Here is a 13,483-nt window from a genome sequence, read left to right on the forward strand (position 1 = left end):
TCAACCGACCTTGATCTTCTTTTCCGACGTAAACGCATATTGCGGGATGAAGAGGTTCTGCGGCGCAGGCCCGTGACGGATGCGACCGGCGGTATCGTAGACCGAACCATGGCAGGGACAGAACCACCCGCCATATTCACCTGCCTGGCCGAGTGGAATGCAACCCAGATGGGTGCAGACGCCGATCATGACGAGCCAGTTTTCCTTGCCTTCCCCGGCCGAACGGGCAACGTCGGTTGCTTGTGCATCGGACGGAAGATTGGCGTTGCGAGCGATCGGATCCTTCAAGTCCGAAAGCTGCGTACCCTTGGCATCGTCGATTTCTTTCTGCGTGCGGTTACGGATGAAGACGGGTTTACCGCGCCACTTCACCGTCAACGACATGCCGGGCTCAAGGCTCGACACATCGACTTCGATGGATGCAAGAGCAAGTGTCGATGCGTCCGGACGCATCTGGTCGATAAACGGCCATGCGACGGCAACAGCACCCACCGCACCGGCCATACCTGTCGTCAAATAAAGGAAATCGCGACGAGTCGGCTCGCCGCTGGACTCAACTGTCGTACTATGCTCGCTCAAAGCTGCACATCCTCTTCCCGCAAACCACGGCAAAACCGCGGTACCCCTCTCACTAACGGCGAATCAATGCGACCATAATTCCGCCATAGATTCCTCCGTAACCCGCTGCGTTCTAAGCTTGATCGCAAATTATGTCCAGTCTTGGCAAGGGGTCAGGGCACAATGTCGCGGCAAAACTGCGCTATTGCGTCGCAAGGTTGGAGCCTGAACTCTTTCGGCACCGATGCGAAAAGTTAAACCCATGAAAAATCTGGGGATTTCTGTAGTATCTTCTTATATTGCAAGGCAAAATAGACAATGATTTCAATGCTGCATTGCGGAAGGCACTGCGGTATCATCACTTTCGCCACTCAGTGTGACCTGCGCTTTACCACTTAAATCCAAATGGATTTCCCCCGGGATTTATGGAGGATTGCACTCGTTGTCTTGCGCATACGCTGCAGCGAAAACGAAGCACGAGAACTTCTCATGAGACACACGATTTATTGCGTCCTATGCGTTCTCGCCACACTGGCGGTCGGCATCCTAGCCGCGCGTTACGTCGCCGATTCCTGGCTGCTGGCCTTTTTCGAAAGTCTGCAGACCCATATAAGCCTGTTCGCGATCCTGCTCGCCTTGATCGCATTCGCCTTTAAGCGTCACTGGTATGCGCTCTTCCTGACTGCCGCAGGGATCATCCTGCTGGTTCACTCCGTCCTCATGCTGCAGCAATACACCACGTCTTCGCTCGTCGCTTCGGCTGAGGCGAGCGGCGAGCATTTCAGGTTGCTCTCCTTCAACATAGAGGACAGCAATTTCGAAAACGGCCCTCGCATCGCCGATCTCATCATCGCCTCGAAAGCCGACGTCGTCGAAATCTTCGAGGCAGGACCGATCTTTTCCGAGATGGACCGCATCTTGAAAGTCTATCCCAACCGCATCGGCTGCGGCGTGATGACCACCGATTGCGATTCCCTGCTGCTGTCGAAGAGACCGTTCCAAACCCAACTCATGCGCAGCCTCGGCAGCCTCTGGGACAATCGCTTCATTCTCGCCACCATCGACATGGACGGCCAGCCCGTGAACTTCGCCTCCGTTCATCTGAGCAAGCCTTATTTCGATGCATTCCACCAGATCGAGCTCGGTCTCCTCGCTCCGGCCCTTAATGACGTGAAAGGGCCGTTGATTCTCGCAGGCGATTTCAACGCCTCGGTCATCACGCCCGATATGCGCGACTTCCTGGCGGCAACCGGCCTTCGCCATGCCTTTCCCGAGCCCGCCACATGGCCGATTGCTGCGGGCGCCTATGGCATCACCATCGATCACGTCTTCGCCCGTGCGCCGTTGCGGCTGATATCCGTAAAGCAGATCCGCGACGCCATGGGCTCGAATCATTTCGGCCTGATGACGGAGTTCAGCGTGCCTCGGCAGAAATGATCCGGCGGGTTTCGGGGTGGCTCAATCGGCATCCGCCGCAATGAAACCGCCGGACTGACGTGCCCAGAGTTCGGAATAGAGGCCACCGCGAGCGATCAGCTCGTCATGCGTCCCCTCTTCGATGACCTCGCCCTTGTCGATGACGATCAACCGGTCGAGCTTGGCGATGGTCGACAGCCGATGCGCGATCACAAGCACGGTCTTGCCCTTCATCAGACTATCCAGATTGGACTGCAGCACGGCCTCAGCTTCCGAATCCAGCGCGGACGTCGCCTCGTCGAGCACGAGAATGGGCGCGTCCTTCAGCATGACGCGCGCGATCGCAATGCGCTGGCGTTGGCCGCCTGAAAGCTTGACACCGCGCTCGCCGACATGGGCGGCATAAGCGGTGCGCCCCTTCTGATCTTCGAGAGCGGTGATGAAGCGATCCGCCTCCGCCCGCTGGGCCGCCTCCACCATCTGCTCGTCGGTAGCGTCAGGCCGACCGAAGAGGATATTATCGCGGATGGAGCGATTGAGGAGAGCGGTGTCCTGCGTCACCATACCGATCGCGCTACGCAGCGACTCCTGCCTGACGGTGGCAATATCCTGTCCGTCGATCAGGATACGCCCGCCCTCAAGATCGTAGAAACGCAACAGCAGATTGACGAGCGTCGTCTTGCCCGCTCCCGAGCGGCCGACGATGCCAACCTTTTCCCCCGCGCGTACGTTGAGAGAAAAATTGTCGATGATGCCGCCACCGCGCCCATAGTGAAACGTCACATCGTCGAAACGAATTTCCGGCCCAGTGACGACCAGATCCTTGGCATCAGGCCGATCGACCAGACCGATCGGCTCGGAGATCATCTCGGCTGAATTCTGAATGGTGCCGAGATTACGCATGATGGCATTGAACTGCGACATCATTCGGCCGAAGAGCATGTTCAGGCGCAGCACCATGCTGAGCGTGAAGGCGACGCCTCCGGTCGAGATTTCACCCGCCAGCCAGAGATGGACGGCGAGCGCGCCGATCGTGGTGATCATGACGCCTGACAGCAGCGCCAGCGATGAGCGCACGCCGGTCAACAATCGTGTGAACGGCATGACGGCGGCCTGGAAGCGGTCGAAACCATTGCGGATGTAGTGGTCGTTCTGCTCCTCCCGGCCAAAGAGCTTCAGCGTCTGAATATTGGCGTAGGCATCGACCATGCGGCCGTTCAGCATTGAGGACGCTTCGGCCGCGTTGCGCGCATGCCGGCGGATGCGTGGCACGAAATATCGCGCAAGCAGAGAGAAGACGCCGATCCAGACCGCGATGACCAGCGCCAGCCGCCAGTCCAGCCCGCCGACCAGCGCGATGGTCGACGCGGCATAGATGATGATGAACCAAACGACTTGCAGCAGCGACACAACGAGATCACCCGTCGCCTGCCCCGCCGACCAGACCTTGGTGACGACACGGCCGGAAAAATCGTTCTGGAAGAATTCGACGGACTGCCTCGCCACATGGCGATAAGCCTGCCAGCGCACGAGATTGAGAAACCCTGGCACGACCACCTGTTCCTCGACCAATGCGCCGAGGCTGACGACAACGAAGCGCACCACGAGCACGACGAAAACCATGCCGAGCAGCGCCGCGCCATGGCCGGCAAGCAACCCCGACCACCCCTCGCCCGGCTTCACCTTGTCAAGGATATCGACGAGATGCCCGACGAACCAGAACAGCGCCGCCTCGAGCATCGCGACGGCACCGCCGAGTGCCGCCATCGCCATGAAAGGCCCCTTGGCCTGACCAACATAGTACCAGATGAAGGCACCGAGCGACCGCGGCGGCCGAAGATCGCCGCTACGATAGTAAGGATCAATCCAGGTCTCGAACAGACGGAACACGGAACGGATGAACATGCCAGCGATATAGGGAATTTTGAGACACGCGCAAACTCACGGCGTGCCGCAGAAAAGGTTATATTTTCTTCATGTTCAGCCGCGCACTTGAAGTTCCGTTCTTCATCGGTGATTTAATCAAACTTAATCAGAAAGATTGAATCCGATAAATCTATACAAAATCCATCATTCGCCTATTTTATAGCAAGGAATAGGACGCGATCGAAATGAACAACAAGACGGCCGACACGAAAGTTCTGACGACACATGTTCCGCTGTCGTTGGCGGAAAAAGTTGACCAGATAGCCGCTCGGCTGGAGCGCTCCCGGGGATGGATCATGAAGCAAGCACTCAATGATTGGGTCGCTCTGCAGGAAGAGCGTCACAGGCTGACACTTGAAGCACTGGCCGATGTGGATGCCGGGAATGTTGTCGACCATCAGCTTATTTGGGATTGGGTGCGCGACTTGGGCACGTCGGAAGACGAGGCTCAATCCCGTTGATCGAAATCAAGTGGACTGCGAAAGCACAATCCGATTTGATCCGCGTCTACGACTTTCTGGCACCGGTCAACAGGCCTGCGGCAATCAGAGCCGCACAAACTCTTTCATCCGCTCCGCTGCAGCTCCTTCAGCATCCGCGCATCGGGGAAAGACTTGAAGAATTCGAGCCTCGCGACGTCAGGCGCATCCTGGTAGGCGCTTATGAAATGCGCTACGAAATTGCAGGCTCGACTGTTTTCATTCTGCGCATATGGCACGGACGAGAAGATCGCTGAAACAATGATGGGGTGCCGAAGCACCCCAATGTTCCCTTCATCACTCCGCCGCCGCCTCGGCCTCCTCGTGATCCGCCAAAAACCCACCCGATTGCCGGCTCCAGAGTTCGGCATAGATGCCGCCCTCCTCGACCAGTTCCTGATGTGTGCCCATCTCGATGATCCGACCCTTGTCGAGAACGACGAGGCGGTCCATCTCGGTCAGCGTCGACAGGCGATGGGCAATGGCAATCACCGTCTTGCCGTGCATCAGCGCGAAGAGGTTTTCCTGGATCGCTGCTTCCACTTCGGAATCGAGCGCCGAGGTTGCCTCGTCGAGCACCAGGATCGGCGCGTCCTTCAGGAAGACGCGGGCGATCGCAATACGCTGGCGCTGGCCGCCTGACAGTTTGACACCCCGCTCGCCGACCTGCGCGTCGAGCCCGGTGCGGCCATGCATATCCACCAGCCCCTCGATGAAGTCCCAGGCATTGGCGCGCTTGGCCGCCTGGATGATTTCCTCGTCGGTCGCGTCCGGACGGCCGTAGGCGATGTTGTCGCGGATGGATCGGTGCAGCAGCGACGTGTCCTGCGTCACCACACCGATCATCGAGCGAAGGCTGTCCTGCGTGACGCCCGCGATATCGTGGCCGTCGATGGTGATGCGGCCGCCCTCCAGATCGTAGAAGCGCAGCAGCAGGTTCATCAGTGTCGTCTTGCCGGCACCGGAGCGGCCGACAAGGCCGACCTTTTCGCCGGCGCGGATATCGAGGGTCAGATCCTCCATGACACCCTTCGCCTTGCCGTAATGGAAGCGAATGTGGTCGAAGCGGATCGCACCTTGCTTGGCCACGATCGGCGATGCTGCCGGCTTGTCGACGATATCGTGCGGCTTCGTCATCATCTCCATGCCGTCATAGACGGTGCCGATATTTTCGAAGAGCGCCGAGACTTCCCACATCACCCATTGCGACATGCCGTTGACACGCATGGCAAGGCCGATGGCAATGGCGATGGAGCCGACGGAGATCGAGCCGCTGAGCCAGAACCAGATCGACAGAGACGAGACGATGAACAGCGCCGCGCAGTTGTTGAAATAGACCGATGCGTGGAACAGCGTCACCTTGCGCATCTGCTTGTGCACGGTATCGAGGAATTCCTCCATGCCGGCCCTCGCATACTTCTCTTCGCGGCCAGCGTGCGAGAACAGCTTCACCGTGGCGATGTTGGTATAGCTGTCGACCACACGGCCCGTCATCATCGAACGCGCATCGGCCTGCTGCGCAGCGATCTTGCGTAGCACCGGCACGAAATAGGCGACAATGGCGACATAGACGCCAAGCCAGGCCAGGATCGGAATCATCAGCCGCCAGTCAGCCGCCGCGATGACAAGGATCATCGACAGGAAGTACGTGAACACGTAGACGAAGACGTCGAGGATCTTCATGACCGTCTCGCGCACGGCAAGCGAGGTCTGCATCACCTTGGTGGCGACGCGGCCGGCGAACTCATTGGCGAAAAAGGTCATGCTGTGGCGCAGCAGGAAGCGGTGCATCTGCCAGCGCGCGATCATCGGATAGTTGCCGAGCAGCACCTGGTGCATGATGAAGCTGTCGAGGATCGCCGCAGCCGGCAAGCCGATCAGCACCATCGCGCCCATCCAGAACAGCTTGTGCCATTCCGTCTGCAGGAAGGTCGCCTTATCCGCATGTGTCAGCCAGTCGACGATATCGCCGAGGAACTGGAACAGCGCCACCTCACCGATCGCGATCGACATGGTGAGGATGCTCATAGCGATCAGCCATGGCAGAGCCGGCTTGGAATAATGCCAACAGAAGGCGAAAAGGCCGCGCGGCGGAGTGTCCGGCACCTCGCTCGGAAATGGATTTAGTCGGCGTTCGAACCAGCTAAACATTGAAATGCTCCAAAGACTCGACCCTTCGACCACCCACTGCGCTGAAAGATCGCAGACTCATATGGTGGCCGGGTGATAAAACAACGAGGCCATGCCGGCCGCGCAATGACTTAAAGAAGGGGGGTACTTGCGAATACGCGCCTTGTAGCGCCAGTCAAATCCGTGAGTTCACGGCCTGGAGGCGCATTATCACAAACAAGATATCCATCTGTGCCTCCTTCTTTCGCAAGTTGTAGAGCGCTCGTCTTTTAGCGCGACTTTTTCTGTTTGAAAAGCGAAATATGCCTGAAAAATGGGCTGAATCCTTCAATTCTCTTTATAGGAGACATCACGGAAATGAAGGGCGCGCGAAAAATCTGAGACAAATCCAGGCGATTTCGCTAGTTGCAGCATATGACAAAACTGCGCATCGCCCTTTACCAACCCGACATTCCCGGCAACACCGGCACGATCCTGCGGCTCGCCGCCTGCCTCGGCCTCGGCGTCGACATTATCGAGCCGGCCGGCTTCGACATATCGGACCGCAATCTGAAGCGCGCCGGCATGGATTATCTTGCCGCCGTCACCCTGACCAGGCACGTCAATTGGGAGCGCTTCGAGACGTGGAGGCAGGAAAGCGGGCGGCGGCTGGTGCTGGCTTCAACGAAGGCGGCCCAGCGCTACACGGATTTTGCTTATCGCGACGACGATATCCTCCTCTTCGGCCGCGAAAGCGCCGGCGTGCCGGAGCATGTGCATGAAAAGGCCGATGGCCGCGTCCTGATCCCCATGGTGGAGGGCCAACGCTCCATCAATGTTGCGATGTCGGCCGCCATGATATCGGGGGAAGCCTTGCGGCAAACGCAATGGCCGCCGCTTACCGCACTGGGGCTGCACCGGGCCTGAATGTCGCACCCGAATAGGCGTTGGCACGCCGGATAAAGTGTGAGAAGCTTCGCTCTGGAATGCTCTAACTCAGGCAGCCTTGGCGAGGTGACCCATGTTCCAGACGGCATTCACGCTTTCCCTGACGCAGTTCGCACGTACATTGAGCCTCCCCGAACGGCTCCAGCACTCCCCTTTGCGCAACCTTGCGCTTGAGGGCCTTCGCCAGCGCAACCTCGCTCTCGATGCGCTGTTCTACGACGTCAAGGTCATTACACCCGAGGAAGCTTTCTACATCAGTGACTCGCTCGCCGCCGAAGGCGCGATCCTGATCGTGCCGCCGAGCGGCCTTGGGGCGCTCACCCTCTGCGAAACCATCGATGAATTTGTCTTGCGCGGCGGCGGCAATGCCCGGGCGCTCGCAGTCGCCGGCATCGGCGGTTCCGCGCTCGGTGCCGCCGCCTTTGCCCGCAACGTGGCCGATGCGATCGACGCACCAGTCGCCGTTGTCGTCTCAGGCTACGGCATCGCCGACGCCATCACTGAAGCCTTTGGCGGATCGTTTTTCTTCGGTCATTTGAGGGGGCTGCGGCCGTTGCTTGAAAGGCTGGATGATCTTGCCGGCCGGCCCAAGGTTGGAGCGCAGCGCAATGAAACGGCTGCCCGCACCAGCCTGGACACCAGAACGGTACAGGCGCTTCTCGCCGATCCCCGACTCTCCTTCCCTCTACTGGCGGGACACTCCAAAGGCAATCTCGTCCTTTCTGCCGCCCTGCATAACCTCTCGAAGCAGGATGAAGGACGAGTTGCTGAGCTGGCGCGGCATACGAAGATCGTGACGATCGGCGCGCGCATCGCAATGCCTCCGGTATTCAACGATGTCATCGATGTCATGGGCGAGTGGGACTGGTTTGGAGAGATCAATTCCCGACGGTTCATCCACGCCGATCAGCGCGTCGCGCATGCATGGCATCACACGAACACCGATTTGGGCGGCCACCTGCCGGTGACCATCACGCTGATGGAGATTCTCGCGGCATCACCCATTGCCGAAGATCAGAAAGCTGAAGAACACCAAGCTGCAAAGCTCGGTGCCGCGGCCGAACCGGCGGCAATACAGGAGACAAAGTCTCCGCCGCCTTCGGCCGGCGGTAATACGACTGCGATCGAGAAGGTCAAGAAAGCTTTCTCCGCGAGGCCTATGCCAAGCGCTCAGCCGGCCGCGTTCGGCCCGTCGGATGATCCGTCACCGACCATGCCGCATTGAGCTGACGACCAATCGCCAGCCAGCCTCGGAGGAACGGGAACACACTTCGAGAGCCATCACCCGTCGATGCGAGCGCCGTATCGTTCAGTTCAGTCCGCCGACGGCAAGCGCCGCATGGTGAATTCGATGCGATCGCCGTCGACCTGACGCCAGCTTTCGACCTCGGTCCAATAGGCGGCTTTCGGGAACTCGTTGAACCATTCACGCGCCTTTTCGCGCGCTTCGGGGCGACTGAGACAAAAGGTCTCGCGAACGAATTCACTCTTTCCACCGGCGGGATGGTCCTGCCGATAACGGAATATTCTGTTTCTCAACCCATCCAGGGGCGGCGGTCCGGGTATCTTCATGATAAAACCTCGCCTTTGAGAGAGGGAACATAATACCGCATTGTGAAATTTGCGAGTCGATTCTCCTGCGACGTTGCTGCACTGGCTGCGCCGCAATCTTGCTGATATTCCAACTCACGATACATACGGTGCGAATCGCGGGCCGCCGGCTGCTCGCACCGTCGGAGAGCATGAATGGAACGACCCAATCTTCCCAAGGGATTACCCGAGGATATTGAAGAAAAGAAAGAGGCAGCGCGACACTGGTTCGAGGGCCTGCGCGACACGATCTGCGCTGAGTTCGAGCAGCTGGAGAACGAGCTGACCGGCCCCCTTTCCGACCAGGAACCAGGCCGCTTCGTCGCCAAGGACTGGCAGAGGGACAAGGGCCAGGGCGGCGGCGGCCGCATGTCGATGATGGAGGGGCGCGTCTTCGAGAAGGTCGGCGTCCACACCTCGACCGTCTATGGCGAATTCTCTCCCGATTTCCGCAGCCAGATTCCGGGCGCCGAGGAAGATCCCCGCTTCTGGGCCTCGGGGCTCTCGCTGATCGCCCACCCCGTCAATCCTAACGTGCCGGCCGTGCATATGAACACGCGCATGGTGGTGACGACGAGCCAGTGGTTCGGCGGCGGCGCCGACCTGACGCCGGTACTCGATCGCCGACGCACCCAGGAAGATCCCGACAGCGCCCTCTTCCACCGCGCCATGCAGATCGTCTGCGACCGCCATGCCGTCGCCGACTACCAACGCTACAAGAGTTGGTGCGACGAATATTTCTTCCTAAAGCACCGCAACGAGCCGCGTGGCATCGGCGGCATCTTCTTCGATTGGCTGCATTCTTCGGAAGACGCCGGCGGCTGGAATGCCGATTTCGCCTTCACCCGCGACGTCGGCCGCGCCTTCGCGATGGTTTACCCGCGCATTGTCCGCTCGAATTTCAACGAAACATGGACGGAAGAGGATCGCGACGAGCAATTAATTCGTCGCGGACGTTATGTGGAGTTCAATTTGCTGTACGATAGGGGTACAATATTCGGACTGAAGACAGGCGGCAACGTGGAGTCGATCCTATCGTCTCTGCCGCCGGTGGTGCGCTGGCCCTAAGACACGTCGCGCAAAAGCAGGCGGCGATTTGCGATAACGACGCAGGGAAAGCTTCGAACTTCAAGCGCAGCGAACGAATCCGAAAGATCGCGATGCGCTGAGACGTTCAACATGAAATGATCGGACGGTGTCCTGAAATCGGCGGGAGGAGTGCCTAAGTGATCTAATGCTCGTTTCAATCGGAGGAGGTTGTAATGGCAGCAGAGAAACAAGTCACGGAAGCTTCGAAAGAACGGAAACTTTCGCGCACAGTCGATAGTCCGGAGTTCATCATCCGACTGGCGGAGGATATGCGGATCCGCAGTGGATCCGATCTGCCCCTTTCCTGCTTCATAGAGCAGGTGAGGATGCAGCTGGCGGGCAAATCACCGAGCGATATCGCCCGCTTCGCGGCCGATCGTTCGGCCAAGCAAGTGCCTATCACTCGCTATCAATCGTCGGATTGCTTCAAATCCTGGGCGATGCCGGATTAATGTCCGGAAAGCCGCCGGCAAGCTGGAGACTTGCCGGACGGCAGAAACCTTTTCTCGTTCGTTGCGTTTAGGTCTTCAGGTCCTTTGTAGGGCGAGAATCCGCTGAAAGATGAGGAGGAAGATATGCGACTGTTCGAATGTGGTACGCTCGTGCCCGGTTGCGCCTGGCATACTCGCGCCAAGGATGACGCCGAGGTGGTTCGTCGCGCGGTCGAGCACATGCGCGAAGCGCATGGCGAAACCATCATCCGCGAAAACATGGTCGACAATATCAAGGCCCGAATTCGCGACGAGGCAAACGCAGCCTGATCGGCAGGCTGGCCAGTCAGTCCCGCTATGCAGGTCTCATTATCAGGCGTTGGCTAAGTCCTTGAGTCGGGCGAGAAGGCTCGCCCGGTTCATCGCAAAATTCCCATCGAGCCATTCCTGCTCGATCTTGCCAAGAAGCTCGCCCACGCGCGGACCCGCATTGACGCCCGCGGCAAGCGCATCAGCGCCATTGAGCGGAAAAGCCGGCTTCTTCCATTTTGCCGTCCGTTCCAACAATTTCCCGAGCCGCGCCACGCGGGCCATTTCCTCGAAATCGCCTTCCGCCTTGCTCCGCGCAACGGCCAGCGCCAACTTAAGGCGAACCGCGACGCCGGTCGGATCATGGCGATAAAGCAGGCGATCGAAGGCCGCCTCTGAAATATCGTCCTTGACGATGGGCGCATTCGCCCAGGCCTGCAGATAGGAGCCTTCCGCTTTCGAGAGGCGCAGTCGCTCGGCAAGCTTGGCAAGCCTTGCCGCATCGGGCGGCACAATGGCTGCAAGACGAAGTAGAGCCTCCGACGGCCAGCCGAGAGCCTCTTCGGCGGCGATCAGCCCAGGAATGGCGTCGATGCCCCATTTCTCGGTTTCCGGCAGCACTTCAGTCAAAATGCCGATCTGGCGCATCCAGAGCAGCGCCCTGCCCGGGTCCGGGGCTGCCAGCAGCTTCTTCATCTCGGACCAGACACGCTCGGCCGAGAGTGTTGATATCTTCGACTTTGCGGCGGCACAGGCGCGCAAGCCATCGGCATCGGGACGGCCGCTGCCATAATAGGCGAAGAAGCGGAAGAAGCGCAGGATGCGCAAGTGATCCTCGGCAATCCGCGTCGCAGCATCGCCGATGAACCGAATATTGCGGCGTTCCAGATCGGCAAGCCCGCCGACGAGATCCGCGACCTCGCCGTCGGCGGATGCATAGAGCGCATTGATCGTCAGGTCCCGCCGCTCGGCATCGGCCTGCCAATCCTGGCTGAAGGCCACTACGGCGCGCCGCCCATCCGTCTCCACATCGCGTCGCAAGGTGGTGATTTCGAACGGCTTTCCGTCGATGACCAGAGTGACCGTACCATGCGCAATGCCTGTTGGTACCGCCCTGATTCCGGCCGCCTCTGCTCGTTCCACAACCGTTTCCGGCAAAAGAGTTGTGGCTATATCGATATCGGCGACGGGCAGCCCCATCAGGCTGTTGCGGACGGCACCACCGACCACGCGCCCCTCGCCGCCATCGGCATCGAGCAGCGCCAGCACCCGCTGCAATGCCTCATCGCGAAACCAGGCCTCATCGGCAACGGACGTCATGTATAAAGCCTTTCATAAAGCGTGCGGACGATGCCCGCGGTAATGCCCCAGATCATGCGCTGCCCATAGGGCATGCGGTAGAAATGGCGTTCCGTCCCCTGCCAAAGCATCGTGTCGGTCACGTGGTGGCCGGGGTCCATCAGGAAAGAGAGCGGCACCTCGAAGACATCCTCCACTTCGGTCGGATTGAGAGCCAGGTGAAAGCCCGGCTTCACCACGGCGAGAATGGGCGTGATGCGAAAGCCGGTCGCTGCCAGATAATGCGGCAGCCGCGCGACGGGCTCGATGAAGATATCGGCAAGCCCGATTTCCTCGCCCGCTTCGCGCACCGCCGCCATTTCCGGCGACGCGTCCTCTGGATCGATGGCACCACCCGGAAAGGCGATCTGGCCCGAATGCTTGCGCAGCGTCGAAGTTCTAAGCGTGAAGATCACCTTGGCATCGTCGCCGCTGTCAACGACGGGCACAAGCACGGCGGCATCCTTGAGCTTCAGGTCCGCGACCTGTGAAATGGTCTCGGGATTGAGAAGATGATCGCCGTGATCGCGCCAGGCAAGCTCCACCGGTCCGCCACTCTGATGGAGGGCGCGACGGCGGAATTCATCCGCGGAATAAAGGGGAAATTCATTCATCGAGTCAGTGCATCCAGTTCGGCAACCGGCATGACGGGAAATATGGAGCTGCCGGAACGCACGCAGAAGATCTCTCGCCCGGCAATCACGACGGGCTCACCAAGCTCGATGAGATCGTACATGACCGCACGCGTCACCAGAGCCTCAAGCCGCCCGCGGACATGCAGATAAGGCTTCAATTCATCGTTCTCACCGCTGATGACGAAGCGGATTGGATGATCCCTGCCTGCCTCGACGACATCGCCGACATTGGTGCGGAAGGTCAGCACCCGTCTGCCCTCACGCTCCGTCACGCTCATCTCGACGGCCACGAACGGCGCGTCGACCACGCGAATACCCACCTTTTCCACAGGCGTCACGAGATAGGTCTTCCCATCCTCGTCTTTGCGCAGAACTGTGGAAAACAGCCGCACCAGCGGCGCGCGACCGATCGGCGTGCCGAGATAGAACCAGGTGCCGTCGGCGCGGATCTCCATGTCGATATCGCCGCAGAAGGGCGGATTCCAGCGATCGACGGGCGGCAAACCCTTCTTGGAGCCACCGCTATCGCCAGCCGCGCGCGAAATCAGCGCCGCGAGGCTTGCGGCATCGCCCGTTGTCCTGATTTCCTCGGTTGCCATTCTTCTGTCCCGGTTGGTCGTTAGTCAGGAATATGACAGTTCTCACGAGATAGTCA

15 protein-coding genes are annotated in these 13,483 nt (G+C 59.4%); 8 read left to right on the top strand and 7 right to left on the bottom strand.

What is annotated here, in order from left to right; all coding sequences use genetic code 11:
* A complete protein-coding gene (gene petA / locus JJQ51_RS16690) occupies window positions 1-579 on the bottom strand; it encodes a ubiquinol-cytochrome c reductase iron-sulfur subunit (protein WP_069612671.1) in 579 nt (192 codons plus the stop codon).
* Between the two features lie 468 nt (window positions 580-1,047).
* Here petA and JJQ51_RS16695 point away from each other — a divergent pair, with 468 nt between their 5' ends.
* Window positions 1,048-1,995, top strand: a complete 948-nt coding sequence (locus tag JJQ51_RS16695; RefSeq protein WP_152096209.1) for an endonuclease/exonuclease/phosphatase family protein — start codon at window positions 1,048-1,050, stop codon at window positions 1,993-1,995.
* A gap of 21 nt (window positions 1,996-2,016) precedes the next feature.
* Here the strand turns inward: JJQ51_RS16695 and JJQ51_RS16700 are convergent, their stop codons facing one another.
* Window positions 2,017-3,879: an ABC transporter ATP-binding protein gene (locus JJQ51_RS16700; protein WP_269244968.1), complete on the bottom strand. Its 1,863-nt coding sequence runs from the start codon at window positions 3,877-3,879 to the stop codon at window positions 2,017-2,019.
* A gap of 206 nt (window positions 3,880-4,085) precedes the next feature.
* On the opposite strand from JJQ51_RS16700, the gene JJQ51_RS16705 reads away from it, so the two are divergent.
* A complete protein-coding gene (locus tag JJQ51_RS16705) occupies window positions 4,086-4,361 on the top strand; it encodes a CopG family ribbon-helix-helix protein (protein ID WP_152096207.1) in 276 nt (91 codons plus the stop codon).
* Window positions 4,361-4,636 (top strand): type II toxin-antitoxin system RelE/ParE family toxin, encoded by a 276-nt coding sequence (locus JJQ51_RS16710; RefSeq protein ID WP_112721478.1) that lies wholly within the window; start codon window positions 4,361-4,363, stop codon window positions 4,634-4,636. The genes JJQ51_RS16705 and JJQ51_RS16710 overlap by 1 nt, the downstream gene beginning before the upstream one ends.
* A gap of 40 nt (window positions 4,637-4,676) precedes the next feature.
* On the opposite strand, the gene JJQ51_RS16715 is transcribed toward JJQ51_RS16710, so the two are convergent.
* Complete coding sequence (locus JJQ51_RS16715; protein ID WP_113395369.1) at window positions 4,677-6,530, bottom strand: ABC transporter ATP-binding protein; 1,854 nt, start codon at window positions 6,528-6,530, stop codon at window positions 4,677-4,679.
* A gap of 393 nt (window positions 6,531-6,923) precedes the next feature.
* Between JJQ51_RS16715 and JJQ51_RS16720 the strand changes: the two genes are divergently transcribed.
* Both JJQ51_RS16720 and JJQ51_RS16725 read left to right on the top strand, forming a co-directional pair.
* Window positions 6,924-7,415: a tRNA (cytidine(34)-2'-O)-methyltransferase gene (locus JJQ51_RS16720; protein ID WP_113395370.1), complete on the top strand. Its 492-nt coding sequence runs from the start codon at window positions 6,924-6,926 to the stop codon at window positions 7,413-7,415.
* Window positions 7,416-7,509: 94 nt separating this feature from the next.
* On the top strand, window positions 7,510-8,661 hold the full coding sequence (locus JJQ51_RS16725) for a hypothetical protein (RefSeq protein WP_113395371.1): 1,152 nt from the start codon (window positions 7,510-7,512) through the stop codon (window positions 8,659-8,661).
* 89 nt (window positions 8,662-8,750) lie between these two features.
* Here the strand turns inward: JJQ51_RS16725 and JJQ51_RS16730 are convergent, their stop codons facing one another.
* Window positions 8,751-9,011, bottom strand: a complete 261-nt coding sequence (locus JJQ51_RS16730; RefSeq protein ID WP_041677939.1) for a hypothetical protein — start codon at window positions 9,009-9,011, stop codon at window positions 8,751-8,753.
* Window positions 9,012-9,182: 171 nt separating this feature from the next.
* On the opposite strand from JJQ51_RS16730, the gene hemF reads away from it, so the two are divergent.
* The 3 genes from hemF (at window position 9,183) to JJQ51_RS16745 (ending at window position 10,876) form a co-directional block, all read left to right on the top strand.
* Window positions 9,183-10,094, top strand: a complete 912-nt coding sequence (hemF, locus tag JJQ51_RS16735) for an oxygen-dependent coproporphyrinogen oxidase (protein WP_113351843.1) — start codon at window positions 9,183-9,185, stop codon at window positions 10,092-10,094.
* Between the two features lie 194 nt (window positions 10,095-10,288).
* The gene (locus JJQ51_RS16740) at window positions 10,289-10,567 is read left to right on the top strand and encodes a hypothetical protein (protein WP_113332230.1); all 279 of its coding nucleotides are present in this window, start codon (window positions 10,289-10,291) and stop codon (window positions 10,565-10,567) included.
* A 123-nt stretch (window positions 10,568-10,690) separates the two neighbouring features.
* Window positions 10,691-10,876 (top strand): DUF1059 domain-containing protein, encoded by a 186-nt coding sequence (locus JJQ51_RS16745; RefSeq protein WP_075851104.1) that lies wholly within the window; start codon window positions 10,691-10,693, stop codon window positions 10,874-10,876.
* 42 nt (window positions 10,877-10,918) lie between these two features.
* Here the strand turns inward: JJQ51_RS16745 and JJQ51_RS16750 are convergent, their stop codons facing one another.
* Genes JJQ51_RS16750 through JJQ51_RS16760 form a run of 3 tightly spaced genes read right to left on the bottom strand, consistent with a single transcriptional unit; the run spans window position 10,919 to window position 13,427 of the window.
* Window positions 10,919-12,175, bottom strand: coding sequence for a CCA tRNA nucleotidyltransferase (locus JJQ51_RS16750; protein ID WP_152092624.1), 1,257 nt, complete (start codon window positions 12,173-12,175; stop codon window positions 10,919-10,921).
* Complete coding sequence (locus JJQ51_RS16755; RefSeq protein WP_113332228.1) at window positions 12,172-12,807, bottom strand: CoA pyrophosphatase; 636 nt, start codon at window positions 12,805-12,807, stop codon at window positions 12,172-12,174. Before JJQ51_RS16755 ends, JJQ51_RS16750 begins: the two co-directional genes overlap by 4 nt.
* Window positions 12,804-13,427 (bottom strand): DUF1285 domain-containing protein, encoded by a 624-nt coding sequence (locus JJQ51_RS16760; protein ID WP_069612680.1) that lies wholly within the window; start codon window positions 13,425-13,427, stop codon window positions 12,804-12,806. Before JJQ51_RS16760 ends, JJQ51_RS16755 begins: the two co-directional genes overlap by 4 nt.
* Between the last annotated feature and the right edge of the window lie 56 nt (window positions 13,428-13,483).

The sequence above is a fragment of the Rhizobium sp. AG207R genome (genome assembly GCF_027109195.1).
Taxonomy (GTDB): domain Bacteria; phylum Pseudomonadota; class Alphaproteobacteria; order Rhizobiales; family Rhizobiaceae; genus Rhizobium; species Rhizobium dioscoreae.

Excerpts from the sequence above, each read along its gene's own strand:
- JJQ51_RS16695 (WP_152096209.1), top strand. The coding sequence starts at position 1,048 with ATGAGACACACGATTTATTGCGTCCTATGCGTTCTCGCCACACTGGCG.
- JJQ51_RS16700 (WP_269244968.1), bottom strand. The coding sequence starts at position 3,879 with ATGTTCATCCGTTCCGTGTTCCGTCTGTTCGAGACCTGGATTGATCCT.
- JJQ51_RS16705 (WP_152096207.1), top strand. The coding sequence starts at position 4,086 with ATGAACAACAAGACGGCCGACACGAAAGTTCTGACGACACATGTTCCG.
- JJQ51_RS16715 (WP_113395369.1), bottom strand. The coding sequence starts at position 6,530 with ATGTTTAGCTGGTTCGAACGCCGACTAAATCCATTTCCGAGCGAGGTG.
- JJQ51_RS16720 (WP_113395370.1), top strand. The coding sequence starts at position 6,924 with ATGACAAAACTGCGCATCGCCCTTTACCAACCCGACATTCCCGGCAAC.
- JJQ51_RS16725 (WP_113395371.1), top strand. The coding sequence starts at position 7,510 with ATGTTCCAGACGGCATTCACGCTTTCCCTGACGCAGTTCGCACGTACA.
- hemF (WP_113351843.1), top strand. The coding sequence starts at position 9,183 with ATGGAACGACCCAATCTTCCCAAGGGATTACCCGAGGATATTGAAGAA.
- JJQ51_RS16740 (WP_113332230.1), top strand. The coding sequence starts at position 10,289 with ATGGCAGCAGAGAAACAAGTCACGGAAGCTTCGAAAGAACGGAAACTT.
- JJQ51_RS16745 (WP_075851104.1), top strand. The coding sequence starts at position 10,691 with ATGCGACTGTTCGAATGTGGTACGCTCGTGCCCGGTTGCGCCTGGCAT.
- JJQ51_RS16750 (WP_152092624.1), bottom strand. The coding sequence starts at position 12,175 with ATGACGTCCGTTGCCGATGAGGCCTGGTTTCGCGATGAGGCATTGCAG.
- JJQ51_RS16755 (WP_113332228.1), bottom strand. The coding sequence starts at position 12,807 with ATGAATGAATTTCCCCTTTATTCCGCGGATGAATTCCGCCGTCGCGCC.
- JJQ51_RS16760 (WP_069612680.1), bottom strand. The coding sequence starts at position 13,427 with ATGGCAACCGAGGAAATCAGGACAACGGGCGATGCCGCAAGCCTCGCG.